Genomic DNA, 17,502 nt, shown 5'->3' on the forward strand with positions numbered 1-17,502 from the left:
TCGTGTATCGTGAGACGCACGACAGTGACTCGGCAGGAGGAGCAGCGATGGACGCGACCGGATCCCGGCCCCAGGGGTGGCGCATCAGTCCGAGCTCGGCCCTCGCCCGGCTGCGCGCGGGACACCACCGGTTCCGCGTCGGGGCCCCACCCGCGACCCCGGCCGGCGCCGGCCCGGTGGCCGCCGTCCTCTCCTGCGCCGACCCGCAGCCGGAGGCCGCCACCGTGTTCGGCGGCACCGACGTCTACGCGGTCCGCACCGCCGGCCTGGAGGTCGGTCCGGCCTCGCTGGGCAGCCTGGAGTACGCGGTCGAGCACCTCGGCGTGCCGCTGGTGGTCGTGCTCGGGCACGCCACCTGCTCACTGCCGGGCGGCAGCGGGTCCGACCGGGTACGCGCCATGCTCACCGCGCTGCGCCGCCGGTCCCCGATGCTCGACCAGGCCGTCCGGTCCGGCCGCTGCGGCCTGCACGGCATGATCTGGCACGACACGCACCGGACCCTCGGTGAGGTGCGGCCGCTCCTTCCCCCACCGGCGCGGCGGGGCGGACGCCTGCGGCCACCGACCCGCACGCCGACACGGCCGTCCTGAACCCGGCAGCCGGTCAGGGGTTGCACACCGGGCACGAACCGGGATCCGCGGCGTCGGCCAGCGGACGGCGCGAGCGGTACGGACAACGGTCGCATCCGAAGATCAGCAACGCGTCGCGCGGGGTGGGCGTGCCGCAGTCGCGGCAGGGCAGACCGGGCTCGGCGCCGACCGGGCCGAACCCCGGGGCGGCACAGGCGGGGCAGGGTGTGGCCAGACGCCGGGCCAGCCGCTCACCGGCGGCGGCGATGACCCGCATCCGGGTCGGGTTGACGTGGGCCCGAAGATCCGCGCAGAGCACGGCGGCGCCGTCGGCGCTCTCGGCGCAGGCGCGCCGGACGGCGGCGAGCACGTCGGTGAGCCGACCGATCCCCTTGACCGGCTGGGCGGTCCCCGCCGCCGGCCGGACGACGACCGCGTGGTGCGGGAACCCGACCCCGCGCAGGAACGCGAGCACGGCTGCCAGGTCCCGGCCGTCGGTGACCACGTGACCGTGGTTGGTCTCGACGCTCACCACGTGCTCGACGACCGTCAGGCCCGTCCGATCGTCGAGCAGCGCGACGTACTCCACGTCGGCCGCCGTCCAGGGGGCCACCGGATGCGGGCCGAACGCCCCCTCGCTGGCCAGCCCGACGGGGGATCCGGTGGCGGCCATCCCGAGGCGGGCCTTACGCACGACGGTCTCCCGCGCCGACCCGGCCCGCCGCACCTCCCCGGTGAACGTGCCGAGTACGTCGGTGTCCACATCGGCCAGCCGCAGGCTCAGGCCGAGCCGGCGACGCAGCAGCGGACGCAGCGCCCACTGCTTGCCGTGCATGGTCGCCAGCGAAGCCACCACACCCCGGAACGGGGACGCCTCCACGCCTCGATGCTAACCGAAGAGCTGAATCTCTATTCCGGAATTCTGCTACGTGTAGGAGCGGTCCTCGCCGAGATCAACCGGCTGCATCAGCCAGAGATGCCGCGCCCCCATGTCCGCACGATCGCTTCGCCTGGCGCGAAGGCTGGGAGTACCGGATCGCCGCCCCACGTGATCGGCAGGACGAAAGCGAGCCCACGCACGTGCCGGCCAGTTGATCACGTCCGGTCACGTCTGCGCGGCTGGTGCCAGGGGTTCGACCATGACACATCGTCTGCTGGCGCCGACTCCAACGCGCCGAGCTAGGACCTCCGCGCCTCCAAGAGTTCGACACCCGGGCCGGCTCGCGCTGGAGAGCGCGCGGGATCACTTGCCGAACCAGAAAGACACTCTTAGGCTTGCCGCCATGGAAAATGACTTCGAGCGTCCCACACGAGAGGCCGCTGCCGAGGCCTTGAACACGCTGCACGCCGACCGGGAGCGACTCGCGAACACCGTCGAGGCGCCTCGGCTGCTGCTGGTCGCCTTCGGCGCCCTCGGCGCATGGTGGGTCGCCGCAGCAGCCACCACCGACCCAGGCTCCAGCTACGAACCACCGACCTCCGGCTGGATCGCCCTGGCAGGCGGGCTCGCCATCGCGTATCTGATCCGGCGCGAGACCGGCATCCGGTTCCGGGTCATGGGCGCACGCGCCGGCTGGGCTGTCGCCGGAATCGTCGCGACCTGCCTCGCCCTGTTCAGCGTCTCGCTCGGGCTGGTCTCGTCCGACCTGCGTTGGGCGGTGACCTTGACCAGCACGACCGCGTTCCTGATCACGACCTGGCTGGCGGGAGTCGCCTACCGCTCGGCAATCGCCGAACTACACCGTGACTGAGGCAAGGTTCGACGAAACCATCCACGCCCCGGTGCGACTACGCATCTGCGGGCTGCTGAACAAGGCCGACCGCCTGGACTTCGCGGTGCTACGTGACACTCTGGGCATCTCGGACGCGACCCTGTCCAAGCACATCAAGACTCTCGCGGACTCGCACTACGTGACGATCAGCAAATCCTCGTCCGCCAAACGCACGGATGCTCGACGCGTGACCTGGCTATCCCTCAGCCCAACCGGACGATCGGCGTTTGCCGCGCACGTACGTGCCCTCCAGGACATTGCGGACAGTCGCGCCTGAGGAGCATCCGGCCGGACCGAAAGCCCCAGCGCCGGACTCCTGCACGCCGACGCGGCCGCGGGCGCGCTGGCCGGCGGCAAGGTCGTCGTCGTGACCGGCGCTGCCCACAGGTGATAGGAGCGCGGATCGATCGAGGCGGAACTACGCAGGGTCAGCTTGACGGGCGCGTCGGCCGACACGCCAGCCTGGGTGAAGTCCTTCAGATGCGGGCTGTTGCCGGTCGATCGGGAGGTCGCGGCGTCCCGGCCGGAGATGGTAAGCGCTCGGGTGCGGCCGGCCGGAATGAGGAAGGTGCCCTTCAGGGTCACACCGGCGGACTCTCGCCGACGAGCGGGAACCGCCCGTCAGGCCGGGCCGGTCGCCGGCACGACGACGGTGCCGCTGCGGATGTTCGGTACGGCGGCCCGGATATGCGACCGCGCCAGTTCCTCGGCCCGGTCGGCCTCACCGGCGGCCAGGGCCTCGATGATCGCCAGGTGCTCCGGATGCGTCTCGTGCGGGTCCCGGTACAGTCCCGGCGCGAGACTTGTGCTGAGGATCCGGTGCACCTCGGCGGTGCGGCTGAGCAGGGGCTCGCCGGCCAACTCCAGCAGGGCCCGGTGGAACACGACGTCGGCCTGGTAGTACGCCTCGGCCGACCCGGTCGCCGTCAGCTGCTCGTACGCCTCCTCGAACAGCACCCGCAGCCGGGCCAGTTCGGCGCGGCCGACCCGGGCGGCGGCGAGCCGGCAGGCCAGCCCCTCCAGGACCGCACGGATCTCGAACACTGCCGTCATCCGCTCGACGTCGAACCCTTCGGCGTGCCACCCTCGCGGACCGGCGCTGACCAGCCCTTCCCCTTCCAACCGGGACAGCGCGCGGCGCACCGGTGTGCGGCTGACCCCGAGCGCGACGGCGACCTCGCTCTGGTTGACCGGGTGCCCCGCCGGAATCTCCCCCCTGAGCAACATCTGACGTACGCGCCGGTAGGTGCTCTCCTCAACCGGGAGGTAGGTCGCGTCGGTACTCACAGCAGCCCTTCGTCAGCGAGGTCCGGCGCACCTGCCCGGCCGAGGTCGGGCCGAAGCCGGACGGCCCGCGCCTGCCCGGCGGACAGGTAGCAGGCTTCCACCACCCGCATCGTACGGACATACTCCGCGGCCGGCGTCTCCGCTGCGGCCTCGCCGAGTAGTACATCGACGAAGTGCTGCTGAGCCGCAACGGCGCACCCACCCTTCCACCCGGGTGGGATCCGGTAGTCGTGCGGAACAACCCGGCCACCGCGCCGCAGCAGGGTCATCGTGCCGTCGTCGGCCACCTGGAGGGTTCCCTCCGTACCCTCGACCGACATCGTGCCGTACGCCGGACTGCGGACCGTCTCGGCGACAGCCGATCGATCCGCGTCGTAGACCACGATGCCGCCCCGTGTCGTGTGCAGCACCGCCACCACCAGGTCCTCGCCGGCCACCGCCGGGTTGACCGTGGCCGTCACACACTGGACCTGCTCGATCTCGCCGAAGAGGAAGCGGGCGGTGTCGACGTAGTGCACACCCGTCTCGAACAGCACCAGCCGCGGCATGGTCGCGAAGTAGGGCTGATCCGGGTAGGGGTGCTCGCCCCAGCCGTCACCCGGCCGCATCCGCATCGTCGTGTGGAAGGGGCGGCCGATCGCGCCGTCGTCGATCAGCCGCTTCGCTTCCCGGTACCACGGCTGCCACCGCCAGTTCTCGTTCACCACCAGCGGCACCCGGTGCCGCTGCGCGAACTCCGCCAACTCCGCCGCCTCGGTCACGGTCGGGGCCAGCGGCTTCTGGCAGAGCACCGGCAGCCCGCGGGCGACGGCCCGGCGGACCAGGTCGCCGTGGGTGGCCGGAGGTGTGCAGATGTCCAGGAAGTCCGGCCGCAGCTGCTCGATCGCGGCCTCCAGGTCGACGCCGGACCAGCCCACCGAGGCGTCGTGCGCCACCGAGGCGACCCGCTCCGGATCCCGGTGGCCCACCAGCCCGACGATCTCCGCGCCGGACACGTCCCGCCAGGCGGCGAGTTGGATCGGTGCGAAGTAGCCGGCTCCGACCATCAGTCCACGCAGGGTCCGTCCCATCGGATCCCCTCCCCCCGCTACAGGCGCCGGTCGGCGGCGGCGATGATCGCCTCGCCGACCTCGTCGGTTCCGGCGGCGCCTCCGAGGTCCGGGGTGAGTACCCGGGCGGCGGCGAGCACGTCGCCGACCGCGCCCTCGATCACACCCGCGGCCTCGGCGGCGGCCGGGTCGCCGTGCCGGTCGGCAAGCCAGTCGAGCATCATCGCGGCCGACAGCACGGTGGCCACCGGATTGGCGACGCCCTTGCCGGCGATCGTGGGTGCGGAGCCGTGCGCCGGCTGGAACAGGCCGTGCCGGTCGCCGACGTCGGCGGAGGCGGCCAGACCGAGGCCCCCGACCGTCGCGGCGGCCAGGTCGGAGATGATGTCACCGAACATGTTCTCGGCCACCACCACGTCGAACATGTCGGGCTGCTGCACCTGGTACGCGGTCATCGCGTCGACGTAGACGTGGTCGCTCGCCACGCCGGGATGCCCGGCGGCGACCTGGTCGAAGACCCGCCGGAAAAAGGCGTACGAGCTCAGCACGTTGGCCTTGTCCACACAGGTGACCATGCTCCGGCCGTCCCGGGGTCGGCCACCGCGTTTGGCCGCCAGCCGGAACGCCTGCTCGGTGACCTTCCGGGTTCCGGTCGCGGTGATCACGATGGTGTCGGTCGCGACCTCCTCCCGGACGTTGCAACCGCCGGTCCGGGAGGCGTACAGGCCCTCGACGTTCTCCCGGACCACCACGTAGTCGACCGGGGGGGCCGCCGCCAGCGGACTGGCCAGACCTGGCCAGGCACGGACCGGCCGGATACCGGCGTACAGATCCAGGTCGAACCGGAGCCGGAAGATGACGTCGCCGTTGACCTCCCGACCGTCCGGATGGCGCGCCTCGGGCAGGCCGATCGCCCCCATCAGGATGGCGTCGGCGCGGACGCACCCGTCGTACGTCTCGTCGGTGAGCGCGACCCCCTCCCGTTGCCACCGGCCCGCTCCGGCGTCGTGCGCGGTCAGGTGGAGCGCCACACCGCCGTGCCGGGTGGTGACGTGCCGCAGCACGCGGGTCGCCACCTCGGTGATCTCCGGACCGATGCCGTCTCCCGGCAGGACGGCGATGCGGTACTCGGTCATGCGGAAACCTCCGGTCGGGCGTCGTTCACGGGAGTCAGGGGGAAGACGGTGGCGGCGGTCGCGGCGAACACCTGGCGGCGCTCCGCCGGCGTGAGCCGCACCGCCTCGAACTTCGCCAGTTCCACCGGGATGTTCTCGATGTGGTCGCTGCCGAACATGACCCGGTGGGCGCCGAGCCGGCGCACCATCTGGCGGACGCTGAACGCCGGGCACCACGAGGGTTCGAGGTATATGTTCGGCCGGTCGATCGCCGCCTCGATCGCCTCGCCGCAGAACGCGCCGAAGCCCGCGTGGCACAGCACCGTCGGCACCTGCCGGTAGCGGCCGGCCGGTGCCAGCACGCGGTGCGGGAGGGTGTGCGGTCCGCCGAGCCCGGTGTGGATCATGACCGGTACGCCGCGGTCGGCGGCGAGGCGGAACACCTTGTCGCAGACCGGGTCGTCGGGTGCCACCTGGAAGCCGTGGGTGTGGATCTTGACGGCCACGAATCCGGCCTCGTCCAGTAACACCCCGGCGGCACGTCGGTAGTCCGCCTCGGGCAGCCGGGGGTCGATGTTGACGATCCCCGCGATCCGTTGCGGCGTACGTGCGGCCGCGTCGGCGATCTCCGCGTGCACCTGCTCCGAGGTCTCCCGAGCGGTTGCCGGCTGGGGCATCACGAGGGTGGTCGTGATGCCGTGGCGGTCCATGGCGGCCAGTAACGCGTCGGCGTCGGCCGTGTATCCGGTGGCAGCCGAGCGACCGAAATGACCGTGCACGTCGATCAGGGCACCAGCACTGGATTCGATGTACCCGTTGTATACATTGGAACTGTCAGGCATCTGGATCCTCCACTCTTGCGAGCCGCCGTACCACGGCCAGCAGATCGTCAGGACCTCCGACGTTGCCCGGAAAGACCACGTAGGTCAGCCCGGGGAACCGGCTGTCCGAGCCCGCGCGCCACACCGGCACGCCGGGGTGGATCTGACCCTGGACCTCTGCGCGAACGATGCCGAGACCGGCGGTGGCAAGGTCGCTCGCCGTGATGCCGCCCTTGCCGATCACGTAGGCCGGACGTACCGGCAGGCGGTCGACGACGCGGACCAGGCCCGCGGAAACCCGCACGCTGCGTTGCAGGGACGCACTCGCGGATGGCGCGGTCAGGACCGCCCGGCTGGTGTAGACGACGGTGTCCCGGCCGGACGCCACGGCGGCACCGGCCACCTCGGCCACCCGGTCCACCTCGACTTCACCCCGCCGGCCGGCCTCGTCCAGGGCTGCCGCGTCGACCTCTACGCCCACCACGGCGCCGGCGGTGAGCAGGCGGCCGAGTTGGGCGGTCGTGGTGGGAACGTGGGAACCGACCACGACCAGTCCGCCCGGTCCCCCCCGCCGCGCCAGTCCCAGGTCCGCCGCGGTGAGCGGGCCACGCGGTGCGATCCCGGCGCGGACCGGGACGAAGGAGGCGGCGGTGCGGTAGAGCAGGCGGGTCCCGGCCGCCTCCGCGGTCAACACCCCGGCTACCAGCACCTCCAGGTCGCTCGGATCGAGGGCGTCGCAGACGCAGACGGTGCCGTTCCGCAGCGCCGTCAGGCGTTCGGCCACGGCTGCCGGACCACCCCGGCGCAGATCGGTGAGGGCCAGCACCTCGACCTCGTCGCGCGCGATCCGGCCGCCGCTGCGTTCGGCCACCCAGTCCGGCAGGTCGGACGAGGTGAAACCGAACGTCGCGTCCCGGGCGTAGGGGGTCTCCCCCACCGGAAGCCACCGACCACCGTCCGCCACCCAGTGCCGACCGTCGACGGTGACCCGGCCCCCCTCGATGAAGGCCGGTACCAGCAGCACCCCGTCCACCCCGCCGCCGAGCCCCTCAGCCAGAGCCACCGTCTCGTCGGGGAAGTGACCCCGCAGCGTCGAGTCACCCCGGCTCACCACCGCGACCGCACGTCGCGTCCACCTCGCCGCGGTCCGGATCTGCCACCCGGTACGAAAGTTGATCTCCGCCGCCCGCACCGGGCCCATCGACCGCGAGTTGGTCAGCAGGTACAGCGCCGGTGGTCCGGCGGCGAGTTCGGCGGTGATCGACGCCGCGTCCCAGCGGGTGAGCACCGGCACGCCGTGCACGGTCTGCGTCCCGGTGGGATCGTCGTCGAGCACCACGATCGTCCGCCCGTCGGCGGCGATCCGCTCGGCCAGTGCAGGCGCGGAGAGCTCCGGCCACGGTGGTGGCAGGGTCGAACTGTCCGGCGCGCACGATGAGGTGGTCATGAACCGACCAGCTCCAACTGGACCCCGCCGGTGTGCGCCGGATCGAGGAAGACGGCACGTCGGCCCCGGGTGCCCTGGTGGGGAGCTGGCTGCGCAGGCGGCACACCGACACCGTCGCCCTGCCAGGCGACCCCGACGTCGGGCACCCCGAAGCAGAGGTGGTGCAGGCCGGGGCCGTGCCGGTCCAGCCAGTCGTGCAGCGGGTGCGGCCGCACCAGGGGTTGGACCAGTTGCAGGTGCACGGGCCCCAGGTCGAGGTGGGTCAGCAGGATCCCACCCTCGTTGACGACCTCCGCGTGGTCCACCACGAAGCCGAGTCGGTCGCGCCAGAGCGACAGGGCCGCCTCGGTGTCCGGCACGACGAGTCCGATGTGGTCGAGCCCGGCGGCCCGCTCGTGCAGCGTCATCCCTTCACCGCCCCTGCGGTCAACCCGGACAGGTAGTAGTCCATGAGGAAGGAGAAGACGACGACCACGGGCAGCGCCCCGAGCAGTGCGCCGCCCATCAACTGGCCCCAGGCGAAGACGTCACCCACCTGCAGGGCGTTGACCAGGCCGACCGAGACCGGCTGCTTGTCGGTCGAACGGACGAAGGTCAGCGCGTACAGGTACTCCTGCCAGCAGAGGGTGAAGGCGAAGAAGAAGACCGAGACCACGCCGGGCAGCACCAGCGGCAGGTCGATCAGCACCATCGCCTGCAGCCGGCTGGCGCCGTCGATCCGCGCCGCCTCCGCCAGCTCGACGGGGAGGCTCTGGAAGTAGCTGGAGAGCATCCACGCGATGAAGGGCACCAGGAAGGTGAGGTAGACCAGGATCAGTGCCCCGAGGGTGTTGGCCAGGTGCAGCCGGTTGATCACGATGTTCATCGGGATGAACAGCAGCGCCGGCGGCAACAGGTACGTCGAGAACACGATCACCCCGACGACGGCTCCACCCCGGTAGCGCAGCCGGCCGAGGCTGTACGCCGCGGGCACCCCGATGAGTAGGGCGATCGCCGATGCGGAGAGGGCGACGATCAGGCTGTTCAGCGTCCAGGTGAGGAACTGCGTCTCGCTCAGCAGCGCCCGGAAGTGCTCCAGGGTGAGCCCGCTCACCGCGAACGGCCGGTCGGCGACCCGGTAGAGGTCCGAGCCGGTACGCAGGGAGGTCAGTGCCATCCAGGCGAACGGGAAGAGGGTGAAGACGGTGAAGAGCGCCATCGTCACGGTGATCAGCAGCCGGCGGGTCAACCGTAGCCGGCGGACCGGACCGGGCATCCGCGCCGGGCGGGTGGGCAGCGGCCGGGAGGTCCGGCCGGACAGGGCGCTCATGTCACTTCGCCTTTCGTCGCATCACGGTCAGCTGCAGCGCGATGATCGCGGCGAGCGCGGGGAACACGAAGAACGAGATCGCCGAGCCGGCGGCGATGTCAGCTCCCCTGATCCCGGTACGGAAGGCCAGTGTGCTGAGCAGGTGCGTGCTGTTGACCGGGCCGCCGTTGGTCAAGATCCAGACGATCTGGAAGTCGCCGAGGGTCTGCACGAACGAGAAGAGCGTGACCACGACCAGGATCGGCGTGAGGTGCGGCAGGATGATGTACCGCAGTCGCTGCCACGCATTGGTGCCGTCGACGATCGCGGCCTCGATGAGGTCCTTCGGCACGGTGGCCAGTCCGGCGAGGATGATGATCCCGAAGAAGGGGGCACCGCGCCAGATGTTGACCGTCTGCACCGCGGCCATCGCCCAGCCCGCCTCGCCGAGCCAGGGAATGTTTCCATCTACCAGGCCGATCTGCCGGCCGAGGTAGGTCAGCACACTGAAGTCGGCCTGGAACATCCACATCCAGGCCAGCACGCTCAACGACGACGGCACCACCCACGGCAGCAGGAACGCCGCTCGGAAGAACCGCCGGAACCGGCTCACCTCGTGCAACGCGAGCGCCATCACCAGGCCGAGGACCAGCTTGGCGACGACCGCGGTCACGGTGTAGTTGAAGGTGTTCCAGAGCGTGCGGCCGAAGACCGGGTCGTCGAGCAGGCCGACGTAGTTGGCGAGGCCGACGAAGGAGACCGCGTCGCTGCCCAGTGACTTGTCGGTCAGGCTGAACCAGACGGTGAGCAGCAGCGGATAGCCGACGAGGCCGAGTACGACGACCGCCATCGGTAGGACGAGCAGGAAGCCCAACGGGGCCTCCCGCTCCAGCAGCGACCCACGGGGCGCTCTGGCACGGCCGGCGGGCCGCTCCGGCGGCGGGCGGACACCCGCCGCCGGCTCGATGGTGTGCGTGGCCATGACCCTCAGCCCTCGTAAACCTTCTTGAGCTCGTCCTCGGCGGTCCGGATCGACTCCTCCGCTGAGGCCTTGCCGCTGATCACCCGGGCGAACATGTTGACGACGGTCTGGTTGTTGTACGCCTGGGCCGACTGCCGGGAGGCAGGTCCGGGCCAGCCGGGCATGTGCCCCCCGGCGGCGAGGCCCCGTAGGCCGTCGAGCTTGGGCTCCGAGTTCCACGGCATGGACCTCAGGTCGTCGTAGCCCTTGAGCAGCGGCGTGTAGTAGGTGAGGGCGGCCTCGGCGAGGGCGGTGAGCTGCTCGCTCTCCATCAGGTAGCGGTAGAACGCCTTCGCCGGCTCGACCCGCTTGCTGTGCGCGAAGATCGCCAGGGAGTTCATCTCGACGAGTTGCTGGTGCCCGACCGGCCCCCTTGGGTACCGTGCGTGACTCATGTTCTTCGCGATGTCCGGCGCCTGCTTCTGCGCGGTGTACCAGATGCTGGTGGCGTTCTGGGTCACCGCGATCTTGCCGGCGAGGAAGCTGGTGTTGTTGCCGCCCTCGTCGTACGAGGAGATCTCCGGCGCGCTGACCGCCGCGAGCTCCTGCATCAGCTTGACGGCCTCCCGGGTCTGAGAGCTGTTGATGGCGACGGTCTTCCCGTCCGCCTCCACCTCCGTCGCCCCGTACGACCACAGCAGCGAGTACGCCACGCTGGCCGAGTCGTTCGGCCCGGCCTGGCTCATGGTGAGCGCCACGCGGGGCAGCTTGGCGTCGCGGAGCCGGGTGGCCGCCTCGACCAGCTCCGTCCACGTCGACGGGAACCGGGTGAAGCCGACCTGCCCGAACAGGTCGGTCCGCCAGTTCATCACGTGGGCGGTGTACGCCCGAGGGATCGCCCGCCACCGGCCGTCGACGACGCACGCCTCCTTGGCCACGTCGTACCAACCGCCGTTGCGGTCGCCGATCGACTCGCACAGCTCGGTGACGTCGACCAGCCGGTCGGCGTAGATGTGGGCCTGGTTCGCGAAGAGCTCCCCCAGGTCCTCGCCGGCGCGGGACTCGACCACCGCGGCGATCTGCTCCCGCCATTCCTTGGCGAAGGTGAGCTCGACGGTGCCGTCGTGCGCCTCCGCCCAGGTGGCGGCCTGCTTCTGCTGAAGTTCATGGATGGCGGGGATGAAGCTGGCCCGCATCAGGCCGGTCAGGCTCGCGCCGCCGAGGGATGTCCCACTCGCCGAGGTCGGCGTGCCGTCCTCGCCGCAGGCGGTGAGCGCGACGGTCAGGCCCGCGCCGAGGCCGAGCTGTATCGCCTGACGTCGGGACATTCCTGTGCTGATCAGGTGTGTCATGGCAACTCCATGGGGGACGACCCGGCCGCCGACCGGATCGGGGTGGGGGGATCGGTGGGGTGGTGTGGAGTGGACGCCGTGGTGGGTCGTCGGGCCGATCGACCGGCCTGTGGCGGAGCGTGCCCCCGGCGCGGCACCGCCGGGACACTCCGGCGGTGCCCCGGAACACGCCGGAAGCACCGCCGGGGTTTCGTCGCTACTGCAGGAAGGTGCGCAGCTTGGTGGCGTTGCCGGCGTCGTCACCGGTGATCAGGAAATACATCATGCCGGCGTCGGACACGTCACCGTTCTTGTTCATGATGTTGTTGACCACGTTGTGCACGTAGCGCAGGCGCTGGTCGGACGAGTTGGCCATCCAGGACCACTTCGCCTCGCCACCGTTGGTGCCCAGGCCGGCGTTCTGGTCCGGGATCCGCCGGTACTTCACGTTCGGGAAGTCGCGACGGATGTCGGCGAGATTCCAGATGTTGTCGTCGTCGTCGTGGTTGTTGTTCCAGTCCGAGTGCGAGATCAGCGTGACGTGGCCGTGCACCGCCGGGTTGGAGGCGGCCAGCGCCCGGTGGACCACGCCCATCGGGCCGGCCCCGACCAGGCAGAGCCGACTGGCGGAGGTGGAGGCGTTGACCTTGTTCTTGAGGTGGGTGACGGCGCTGTCGAGATTCGTCTGGCTGTTGCGGAAGATGACGCCGACGTCGTACCCGAACTGACTCGCGGTCCCCTCCGTCGCGGTGATCATGTCCTGTTCCCAGCTGCTGTTGGAGCTGCCGAGGTGGGAGTTGTAGTCCCAGTGGACCAGACGGGACTGCTGCCCGTTCTCGGCGAGCAGGGCGATCGCCATCGCGGACGCGCCGATGTCGTCCCGGTCGTGGTAGTTGCCGTCCGAGCTCCAGGCGATCCGTTCACACCCGAAGTTCAGCGCCGGAGCCGCCGCACTGGCGGCGGTGGCCGCGGGGCCGAGCAGACCGAGCGCGGCGACGGCCGCGACCGTCGTACGCAGCGCCCTGGCGGAAAGACCGTTCATGGTGGTGACACCTCCGTGGGTCGGGACTGTCGAATACGTTGTATACAGTGAACACGAAGAACGTCAATGGCAACCTGCCGGTAACCTTCCTGACTCTTCGCTCAGTGCGCACGCCGGCCGAGCTCCGGCAGGGACGACGGCGGCCCGTCCGGGCACCTGGTGAGGTGTCCGGCCGGACCGCCGCGCCGCCGCCGCTGTCTGGCTAGCCGCAGGCCACTCCGTTGAGGAATGGCGTGGCGATCGGCGGATCCGCCGGCTCACCGGCGGCGATGAAGCCGATGGTCACCGCCGAGCCGGGAGCGAGGGTCTCGTTCCAACTCGGCGCGTCGGCCCGGGCCATGTGCCCGGTCTGGCTGACCACGGCGTTCCAGCCGCTGCCGATGACCGCGCCGTCGTACATGTGCCAGCCGACCGACCACGGCCGTACGCTGGCCGGCCCGTCGTTGCGGACGGTCACCGACGCCTGGAACCCGCCCGGCCACCGTTGGTCCACCGTCACGGTCGCGGAGCACTTCCCGTCGGTACCGGGACCGCCGCCGCCGTCGAAGCCGAAGACCACGTCGGAGCAGTTGAAGAAGGCCTCCGGGCTGTCCGAGCGTTGCCAGACGGAGTACAGCACGTGCCGTCCCGTCTTGTCCGCGGGCAGTACGGCATCCCACTGGTACGCGCCGTCGACGATCGACGGGTTGGTCACCGTGGTGAAGGGCGCGGGCTCCAGGTCCGACCAGGCGAGTGGCTTGGTCGGGTCGTAGCCGTCCCTGGTGACGTACACCTCGAAGGTGCCAGGGTGCGGCGCCCAGGCGGCGTAGGTGAACCGGTGGTCGGCACCGGCTTCCAGGGTGGTCGCCGGCCAGTCGGCCCGCGCGGCGTCGTACGCGGTGTACTTGGCGGTCCCCGCACCGCAGAGCTGACCGTCGGGGATCAGTTCCCGGTGGCGGCCGGCGTTGTTGCCGATCAGCACGCCGTACCAGTCGTACAGCGGCTGGGTGCCGCCCTGCGCGACGGCGTCCCGGCAGGCGTTGCTCAACGGGCTCTCCGGACCCTCCAGGTAGCAGGCCCAGGTACGGGTGGCCGGGGAGGTCATGGCGCCGTGCGCGTACGCCGGTTGAGGTGCCGCCACCACCGCGGTCGCCGCCGCGGCGAGGACGGCCAAGGCACTGGCAACAGCCAGCGTCCTGCGCTTCATCGGCGTCGTTCCCTTCTCGGACGTCAGCGGGCTGGTCACGACGCGGCGCAGGCCAGGTCGGTCGGCGCGGTGCCCGCACCCGTGCCGGTGAAGCCGAAGACGGTGCTGGACTCCGGTGCCAACCTGCCGTTGTAAGGCTCGCTGGCGACGGTGTTCCGACCACCGTTGACGGTCCACTTCCCGTTCCACAGCGAGGAGATCGCGGTTCCGCTCGGGTTGGTCCAGGTGACCCGCCAACTGTTGGTGGCGGCGGTGCCGGTGTTCTTCACCTCGATCTGGCCCTGGAAGCCACCCTGCCAGGCATTGGTCACCGTGTACGTCGCAGCACAACCGTCGGTGCCGCCGGCCCCGGGAAGGGTGGTGATGGTGCGAGCGGGTGAGGGTGCGGAGACGTTGCCGGCCGCGTCCCGGGCCCGGACGGTGAAGGTGTAGCTCGTCTCGGCAGACAGGTTGCCCGCCCGGTACGAGGTGCCGGAGACGGTGGCGATCACTGCCGCCGGGCCGGTGCCGGTGGCGCGTAGCACCTCGTAGGAGGTGACACCGACGTTGTCGGTCGACGCCGCCCAGTCGAGGGTGACGGCGTTGGCGGTCAGGTTGCTGGCCGCGGGCCGGCCCGGGGCGGTCGGGGCGACGTCGTCGTCCTCGCCGCCGTTGGCGTAGCGCTCAGTCAGGCTGATCCCGGTGGTGGAGTTGACGCCACCCAGGCGCACCTGGTGGTCGAGGCTGACGAACTTGCCGTTGTGCTGCCACAGCACCGGCTTGAGCACCTGGGTGTACTTGGTCTCGTCCCAGGTGGTCCAGTCGTCGAGCAGGAGGCCGCCGGTGTCGCCGGAGTTCGGGTTGAGGCACCAGAAGGTGTGGTGGATCCCGTGCTCGCCCATCAGGTCGCGCAGGGCCTTGAGCCACTTGTCCTGCCGGGCGTCCTGGCCGAGCCGACCGCCCCACTCACCTACCAGCAGCGGTGCCGTGTCGTTCTCGTGGATGTAGAGCCAGTTGGGTCGCCACACGTCGTTGGTCAGCGACGTCTTGTCGAACTCCCCCTGGAACCAGGGCTGCTCGTAGACCAGGGGTCCGTAGTCGTGCGGCGAGTAGACCAGCTGGTCCTGGTGGGCGCCCAGGTTGACCGGGTGCTCGGCGACGCCACGCAGGTTGCCGCCCCACCAGTTGTTGTAGTAGTTGGGGCTCAGGTCAGGGTTGGTCTTCGGCGAGTCCCAGGTCTTGCCAGGGCGGGGGTACGCCTCGATGCCCTCGCAGAGGACCAGCAGGTTCGGGTTGATGGCCAGGATGCGCCGGCCGGCCGTCTCGCAGGCGTGCTTGAAGTTGTCCTGGTCGGTGGTGCCGTCCCACTTGGCGCGCGGCGACTCGTTCGGCTGGCCGTGCGGCTCGTTCTTGATGTCCATCGCGACGATGGTGTCGTTGGCCTCGTACCGGGCGGTGATCCACTCCCAGCCCTGGTAGAACTTCTCCGGCGTGATCGTGCCCTTCCACCACACCGGATAGATGTGACCGGAGTTGTCGGCCTCGGCGCTGTGCACGTCGATCATGACCTTCAGGCCGTACTTCTCGCACAGGTCCAGCCAGTAGTCGAAGATCTGCAGGTTGTTCAGGCCGGCCAACTCCGGGTTGGCGGACAGGTTGACGTTCGGCATCACCGTCTGGCCGGCCTTCCACTCCAGCAGCAGTTGGGTGGAGACCGGCACCCGGACGATGTTCATCCCCCGGTCGGCCATGCCCTTGGTGATGGTCTCGATGTTGCCGCCCCACAGTCCATGGAAGACGCGCTCGGTGGCGTTGAAGCCGAACCAGTTGACGCCGGTGAGCCAGACCTGGTTGCCGGCGGCGTCGACGATTCTGTTGCCGTCGGTGTGCAGCCAGTCGGCGGTCGGGGCCGCGGCGTCGGCCGTCAGCGGTGACGACGCCCGGGGCGAGGCGGCCGTGGCTGCCGTGGTGGTCGCGGTGGTCGACAGACCGACGGCCACACAGGCCGCCAGCGCGACGCCGCGCACCGTTCTCTTCAGAGACATGCCCTGCCCTTCAGTGGTGGTTGTGGATGGGAGCGCTTCCAAGGCGGAGCATAGGCCGGGTTTTGTCACCTGCCGGACATGTCGTCGACTCATTGACGTCCCCGTTGACGTCGGCGGTGGCGACCAATGGCCGTCCCACCTGCGGTGACACCTCTCCCGAGCGTCCCGGTCCGCCCTGTGGCCGTCGAGCCGGCCACTGAAACGCCTTTCAGGGTTCGCCGCCGGCGGTCGGGACCGCTCGACGGCGCCGGCCCACCCGGTTCGGGTCGCTCCGCCCGGCGGTTTCCGCAGGGATGACCCGGGAAGACGACGCCCCGATGTGCCGACGGAAGAAACGCCGGGTGGGACGATCGGCGTACCGGCAGCCACGGCGGTGGGGGCCACGGCAACGTCGTCCTTGCCAGGTCGCCGTGGTCGTGCCAGGCTTCCGTCCATCCGCCGGTGTCGGGTCTTGCCAGGCCCCTTCGGTAGCAGGCTCCCCGCGACGAGGGCCGCTGCCAGTGACATCGGTCGGGCTCGTCGCGCTGCGGACGTGCCCGCCGGCCGCCGGGACGGCGGTCGACCGGTCGGCACCTGACCTCGATCCGGAGCATGATGCGCACGCATCCGACCGTTCAACAGATCGCCGCGGCGGCCGATGTGTCACCGGCTACCGTCTCCCGGGTGCTCACCGGCGCGGTCCGGGTGACGACCGGCGCACGGCAGCGGGTGTATGCGGCGATGACCCAGCTGGGTTACGTGGGGCGCGAGGTCCGCAAGCCGGACCCACGGCACCCTCCGGTCGTGGCCCTGGTGGTGTGCGAACCGACGGCCCGCGTGTTCGCCGACCCGTTCTTCGCGCGGTTGGCCGCGGGCGTCGAGGCGGAACTGGCGGTACACGGATCACCGATGCCCATTCTCACGGTGACGCGCGAGAACCTACCGGCGATCGAGCGTTACCTGCTCACCGGTGGCGCCGACGGCGTACTCCTGGTCGGCGGATACGGCCAGAAGCAGGTGGCGCGGGCGGTGGCCGCCCCCGGTGTGCCGGTCCGTGCCGTCGGTCGACCGGCCGATCTCGTCGACGTTCCCTACGTGGACGTGGACAACCGGGGTGGCGCACGGATGGCGGTGCGGCACCTGCTGCGTTCAGGGCGTCGTCGCATCGCCACGATCGCGGGGCCACGCGACATGCCCGCCGCCGCGGATCGCCTCGCGGGCTACCACGAGGCGCTGGCGGAGGCCGGCGTCGAACCGAGCGCCATCGCGTACGGCGACTTCACTCAGGCTTCGGGTACGCACGCCATGCAATGGCTGATCGGTAAGGTGCCGACACTGGACGCGGTTTTCGTCGCGTCGGACGCGATGGCGGTCGGGGCACTGCACGCCCTCCGACGAGCCGGTCGCACCGTACCCGACGGGGTGGCAGTGGTCGGCTTCGACGACGCTCCCGTAGCCACGCTGATCCAGCCGGCTCTGACCACCGTTCGCCAACCGGTCGAGCAGCTCGGCAGGATCGCCTGCCGGCTGCTGCTGGCCGACGTCACCGAGGAAAAACCCACCAGTGGCACCGTCATCCTTCCCACCGAACTCGTCCGTCGTCGGTCCGCCTGACCGGCCCGGACCCGCTC

General features: G+C 70.6%; 17 protein-coding genes. 4 read left to right on the forward strand and 13 right to left on the reverse strand.

Features of this window, described 5'->3' with window-relative positions; genetic code table 11:
• Positions 1-47 precede the first annotated feature (47 nt).
• Positions 48-590 (forward strand): carbonic anhydrase, encoded by a 543-nt coding sequence (locus tag D7223_RS25200; protein WP_120730926.1) that lies wholly within the window; start codon positions 48-50, stop codon positions 588-590.
• Positions 591-603: 13 nt separating this feature from the next.
• On the opposite strand, the gene D7223_RS25205 is transcribed toward D7223_RS25200, so the two are convergent.
• Positions 604-1,449 (reverse strand): DUF6671 family protein, encoded by an 846-nt coding sequence (locus D7223_RS25205; RefSeq protein WP_120730927.1) that lies wholly within the window; start codon positions 1,447-1,449, stop codon positions 604-606.
• 403 nt (positions 1,450-1,852) lie between these two features.
• Here D7223_RS25205 and D7223_RS25210 point away from each other — a divergent pair, with 403 nt between their 5' ends.
• Positions 1,853-2,320 carry a hypothetical protein gene (locus tag D7223_RS25210; RefSeq protein WP_120730928.1) on the forward strand — a complete coding sequence of 156 codons (468 nt, stop codon included), beginning with the start codon at positions 1,853-1,855 and terminating at the stop codon, positions 2,318-2,320.
• 31 nt (positions 2,321-2,351) lie between these two features.
• A complete protein-coding gene (locus D7223_RS25215) occupies positions 2,352-2,618 on the forward strand; it encodes a transcriptional regulator (RefSeq protein WP_238162208.1) in 267 nt (88 codons plus the stop codon).
• A 344-nt stretch (positions 2,619-2,962) separates the two neighbouring features.
• On the opposite strand, the gene D7223_RS25220 is transcribed toward D7223_RS25215, so the two are convergent.
• The 12 genes from D7223_RS25220 to D7223_RS25275 all read right to left on the reverse strand — a co-directional run bounded on the left by D7223_RS25220 (position 2,963) and on the right by D7223_RS25275 (position 15,892).
• Entirely contained in the window at positions 2,963-3,628 is a 666-nt protein-coding gene (locus D7223_RS25220) for a GntR family transcriptional regulator (protein WP_120730930.1), read from the reverse strand.
• Entirely contained in the window at positions 3,625-4,698 is a 1,074-nt protein-coding gene (locus tag D7223_RS25225) for a Gfo/Idh/MocA family protein (RefSeq protein WP_120730931.1), read from the reverse strand. Before D7223_RS25225 ends, D7223_RS25220 begins: the two co-directional genes overlap by 4 nt.
• Positions 4,699-4,715: 17 nt before the next feature.
• Positions 4,716-5,813, reverse strand: a complete 1,098-nt coding sequence (locus tag D7223_RS25230; RefSeq protein WP_120730932.1) for an isocitrate/isopropylmalate dehydrogenase family protein — start codon at positions 5,811-5,813, stop codon at positions 4,716-4,718.
• Entirely contained in the window at positions 5,810-6,634 is an 825-nt protein-coding gene (locus tag D7223_RS25235) for an amidohydrolase family protein (protein WP_120730933.1), read from the reverse strand. Before D7223_RS25235 ends, D7223_RS25230 begins: the two co-directional genes overlap by 4 nt.
• Complete coding sequence (locus D7223_RS25240) at positions 6,627-8,060, reverse strand: four-carbon acid sugar kinase family protein (protein WP_120730934.1); 1,434 nt, start codon at positions 8,058-8,060, stop codon at positions 6,627-6,629. The genes D7223_RS25235 and D7223_RS25240 overlap by 8 nt, the downstream gene beginning before the upstream one ends.
• Positions 8,057-8,467: a VOC family protein gene (locus D7223_RS25245; protein ID WP_120730935.1), complete on the reverse strand. Its 411-nt coding sequence runs from the start codon at positions 8,465-8,467 to the stop codon at positions 8,057-8,059. The genes D7223_RS25240 and D7223_RS25245 overlap by 4 nt, the downstream gene beginning before the upstream one ends.
• On the reverse strand, positions 8,464-9,369 hold the full coding sequence (locus D7223_RS25250; RefSeq protein WP_120730936.1) for a carbohydrate ABC transporter permease: 906 nt from the start codon (positions 9,367-9,369) through the stop codon (positions 8,464-8,466). The genes D7223_RS25245 and D7223_RS25250 overlap by 4 nt, the downstream gene beginning before the upstream one ends.
• A 1-nt stretch (position 9,370) precedes the next feature.
• Positions 9,371-10,330: a carbohydrate ABC transporter permease gene (locus D7223_RS25255; RefSeq protein ID WP_120730937.1), complete on the reverse strand. Its 960-nt coding sequence runs from the start codon at positions 10,328-10,330 to the stop codon at positions 9,371-9,373.
• Between the two features lie 5 nt (positions 10,331-10,335).
• On the reverse strand, positions 10,336-11,661 hold the full coding sequence (locus tag D7223_RS25260) for an ABC transporter substrate-binding protein (RefSeq protein ID WP_120730938.1): 1,326 nt from the start codon (positions 11,659-11,661) through the stop codon (positions 10,336-10,338).
• 196 nt (positions 11,662-11,857) lie between these two features.
• Positions 11,858-12,682 carry a hypothetical protein gene (locus tag D7223_RS25265; RefSeq protein WP_120730939.1) on the reverse strand — a complete coding sequence of 275 codons (825 nt, stop codon included), beginning with the start codon at positions 12,680-12,682 and terminating at the stop codon, positions 11,858-11,860.
• A gap of 202 nt (positions 12,683-12,884) precedes the next feature.
• Positions 12,885-13,868 (reverse strand): lytic polysaccharide monooxygenase auxiliary activity family 9 protein, encoded by a 984-nt coding sequence (locus tag D7223_RS25270; protein ID WP_120730940.1) that lies wholly within the window; start codon positions 13,866-13,868, stop codon positions 12,885-12,887.
• Between the two features lie 35 nt (positions 13,869-13,903).
• Positions 13,904-15,892, reverse strand: coding sequence for a cellulase family glycosylhydrolase (locus D7223_RS25275; protein WP_120730941.1), 1,989 nt, complete (start codon positions 15,890-15,892; stop codon positions 13,904-13,906).
• Between the two features lie 594 nt (positions 15,893-16,486).
• Between D7223_RS25275 and D7223_RS25280 the strand changes: the two genes are divergently transcribed.
• Positions 16,487-17,485: a LacI family DNA-binding transcriptional regulator gene (locus D7223_RS25280; protein ID WP_120731019.1), complete on the forward strand. Its 999-nt coding sequence runs from the start codon at positions 16,487-16,489 to the stop codon at positions 17,483-17,485.
• Positions 17,486-17,502: the final 17 nt, after the last annotated feature.

It is taken from the genome of Micromonospora endolithica (assembly GCF_003626595.1).
GTDB lineage: Bacteria > Actinomycetota > Actinomycetes > Mycobacteriales > Micromonosporaceae > Micromonospora > Micromonospora endolithica.

Bases quoted from the DNA above. Each gene is read 5' to 3' on its own strand.
- D7223_RS25280 (WP_120731019.1), top strand. From the start codon at position 16,487: ATGCGCACGCATCCGACCGTTCAACAGATCGCCGCGGCGGCCGATGTG.
- D7223_RS25245 (WP_120730935.1), bottom strand. From the start codon at position 8,467: ATGACGCTGCACGAGCGGGCCGCCGGGCTCGACCACATCGGACTCGTC.
- D7223_RS25250 (WP_120730936.1), bottom strand. From the start codon at position 9,369: ATGAGCGCCCTGTCCGGCCGGACCTCCCGGCCGCTGCCCACCCGCCCG.
- D7223_RS25255 (WP_120730937.1), bottom strand. From the start codon at position 10,330: ATGGCCACGCACACCATCGAGCCGGCGGCGGGTGTCCGCCCGCCGCCG.
- D7223_RS25260 (WP_120730938.1), bottom strand. From the start codon at position 11,661: ATGACACACCTGATCAGCACAGGAATGTCCCGACGTCAGGCGATACAG.
- D7223_RS25265 (WP_120730939.1), bottom strand. From the start codon at position 12,682: ATGAACGGTCTTTCCGCCAGGGCGCTGCGTACGACGGTCGCGGCCGTC.
- D7223_RS25200 (WP_120730926.1), top strand. From the start codon at position 48: ATGGACGCGACCGGATCCCGGCCCCAGGGGTGGCGCATCAGTCCGAGC.
- D7223_RS25210 (WP_120730928.1), top strand. From the start codon at position 1,853: ATGGAAAATGACTTCGAGCGTCCCACACGAGAGGCCGCTGCCGAGGCC.
- D7223_RS25225 (WP_120730931.1), bottom strand. From the start codon at position 4,698: ATGGGACGGACCCTGCGTGGACTGATGGTCGGAGCCGGCTACTTCGCA.
- D7223_RS25230 (WP_120730932.1), bottom strand. From the start codon at position 5,813: ATGACCGAGTACCGCATCGCCGTCCTGCCGGGAGACGGCATCGGTCCG.
- D7223_RS25275 (WP_120730941.1), bottom strand. From the start codon at position 15,892: ATGTCTCTGAAGAGAACGGTGCGCGGCGTCGCGCTGGCGGCCTGTGTG.
- D7223_RS25270 (WP_120730940.1), bottom strand. From the start codon at position 13,868: ATGAAGCGCAGGACGCTGGCTGTTGCCAGTGCCTTGGCCGTCCTCGCC.
- D7223_RS25235 (WP_120730933.1), bottom strand. From the start codon at position 6,634: ATGCCTGACAGTTCCAATGTATACAACGGGTACATCGAATCCAGTGCT.
- D7223_RS25240 (WP_120730934.1), bottom strand. From the start codon at position 8,060: ATGACCACCTCATCGTGCGCGCCGGACAGTTCGACCCTGCCACCACCG.